Raw genomic sequence first — 1,986 nt, forward strand, 5'->3', positions numbered from 1 at the left:
CGCGGCTTCGTCAAGGTGGTCGCCGACTCCGACACCGGACGGATCCTCGGGATCACCGCGGTCGCCAAGGACGCCGGCGAACTCGCCGCCGCCGGGGTCTACATCCTTGCGGCCGGCATGACCGTGCAGCAGGTCGCCAACAATTGGGCCCCGTACCTGACCATGGCCGAAGCCATCAAGATCGCCTGCCAGTCCTACAGCACCGACGTCTCGAAGCTGTCCTGCTGCGCCTCCTCAACACCATCTACACCCACTTGAGAATTGGAGGCTGCGATGACCGACTACACCACCGACCTCATCGACCGACTGGCCACCCCCGACCAGACCGGCCTGGACCCGGCACTTTTGATCCCACTGCTGCGGCTGCTCGCGTCCGGGAAACCCGTTGAGGTGACCACGCAAAGCGCCGCAGGCGGCCGCGTCACCGCAAGACGTGCCGCGGGCAGCCGCCCACTATAGTTACCGTCCCTGACAGCGGCCAGATCGCCGAAACCCGGCGCACCCCGAAAGTCCATCAACCGCAACCTCGAACGCTGCCCGTAGATGGGCGGACAACCCGGCTTTGTCGGTGAGCGGGATCCGCATAGCCGCCGGGTAGAGGTCGGCGTATTTGGCGGCGACCGCCTCGATCCGTTTGTCGATGATCTCGACCAGCCGGGGTCCCGGTTCGATGTCCAGGTCGGAGTATCGAAGATGGCCCAGTATCCGTCGCGGACCTCGGATTCCTCCACCGTCGCCGCGCTCGACGCGGTCACCACGAAGTACCGCGCTAAAGAAAAGCACATCGAAATCATTGTCCTGCAGCAGGATTCGACCGACCGCCACGACCGGCTGCCCGGGCACCTGGGTGCGGGACACTCAGAACTACTCATTAACCCGTCTCTCACGACGTCCCTGCCCACTTGCGTGCCGGCGACCTTCAGCTGAAGTCTCTTTGCGCGACACAGGTGGTGGGTGACGGCCTAATGGTTGTCGAGCCGGCCGACTCGGGCGATCGCGTATCTTTGGGGCTCTTCGGCGAACTCTAGGAAACGTGATAGCTGCCCATCGTGGGTCAGGTGTAGCTCGTGCATGGCCCTGGTGCAGGCGATGTAGAGCATTGAGGTGTTCTCAGTAGTTTCCGCGTTGGAGAGTCGATAGTACGATTGCGGCGGCGACGATCGCTCCGATTCTGGTTGCGCACAGTCGGATTCGGCGAAGCCAGCGCCAGCGACCTTTGAGTTCGGCGTTGGCGCGTTCCCCGGTGGCCCGTGTCACGGTGAGCAGCGCGTTGTAGCTCTGGTTCGCGATGTCGAGGTTGCGGCCCTTGACCGGGGTGTGCACTCCGGTACCGGTTCCTTCGTAGCCCACGTCGGCCAAGGTCGGTACCCCGTCGGCGGCCGCCTTGTACAACACGCCCAGACAGTGGGAGCGTGCGGCGGTGATGTCAGCCACACCCGCCCTGATCCGGGCCGCTCAAACACACATAGCGGAGCACCAGATTATCCGGATTACGATGCCGTGCTTGCGAATACAACCGATTCCTGCAGCGCCCGCAGCGCAACAACCCTGACAACAAATACGTGCGCGCCGTCCGCATCTTGGTCACCGCCCGCGCCGCCACGCACGCCAACACTCGATCCCGCTCGGCCGGGGTGATGATCGCCGGCCATTTCGCCGCACCGATCACCTCCCGGCGATGCTCCCGCAACCCCGCAATCCGGCCCGAACACAAAATCTGACGCACCGCCGAGGTCCGCCACGACTTGGATTCTGCAGGGGCAACCCCCGACTCATTCAGCCACACCGTCAGCGAACAGATCGATTGCCCGGACAGATACCGGTCCACCATCTCGCGCACCACCGCCGCCTCCGACTCGCGCAGTGACGCCGTCGCCTACCGCATCCTGCACAACCCGGCCACCGGCCGCTGGTATGTGGACGCATCCTGGCAGCGCAAAACCGCACCGACCGTTCCGGCTGGACTGCCACGGCAACCCGATCGCG

At 64.6% G+C, this 1,986-nt stretch carries 2 protein-coding genes and 3 pseudogenes; 2 read left to right on the plus strand and 3 right to left on the minus strand.

Going from position 1 to position 1,986, the window contains the following annotated elements; genetic code table 11:
- Positions 1-258 (plus strand): annotated as a pseudogene (locus AC2VON_RS02130) (mercury(II) reductase); the annotation flags it as partial.
- 15 nt (positions 259-273) lie between these two features.
- Entirely contained in the window at positions 274-459 is a 186-nt protein-coding gene (locus AC2VON_RS02135; protein ID WP_486951461.1) for a hypothetical protein, read from the plus strand.
- Positions 460-525: 66 nt separating this feature from the next.
- Here AC2VON_RS02135 and AC2VON_RS02140 read toward each other — a convergent pair.
- The 3 genes and pseudogenes from AC2VON_RS02140 to AC2VON_RS02150 all read right to left on the minus strand — a co-directional run.
- Positions 526-725, minus strand: a pseudogene (locus tag AC2VON_RS02140) (IS256 family transposase); the annotation flags it as partial.
- Between the two features lie 385 nt (positions 726-1,110).
- Positions 1,111-1,425 carry a transposase family protein gene (locus AC2VON_RS02145; protein WP_486951462.1) on the minus strand — a complete coding sequence of 105 codons (315 nt, stop codon included), beginning with the start codon at positions 1,423-1,425 and terminating at the stop codon, positions 1,111-1,113.
- Positions 1,426-1,429: 4 nt separating this feature from the next.
- Positions 1,430-1,867 (minus strand): annotated as a pseudogene (locus tag AC2VON_RS02150) (recombinase family protein); the annotation flags it as partial.
- Positions 1,868-1,986 lie beyond the last annotated feature (119 nt).

The organism is Mycobacterium sp. TH-M82, assembly GCF_057473605.1.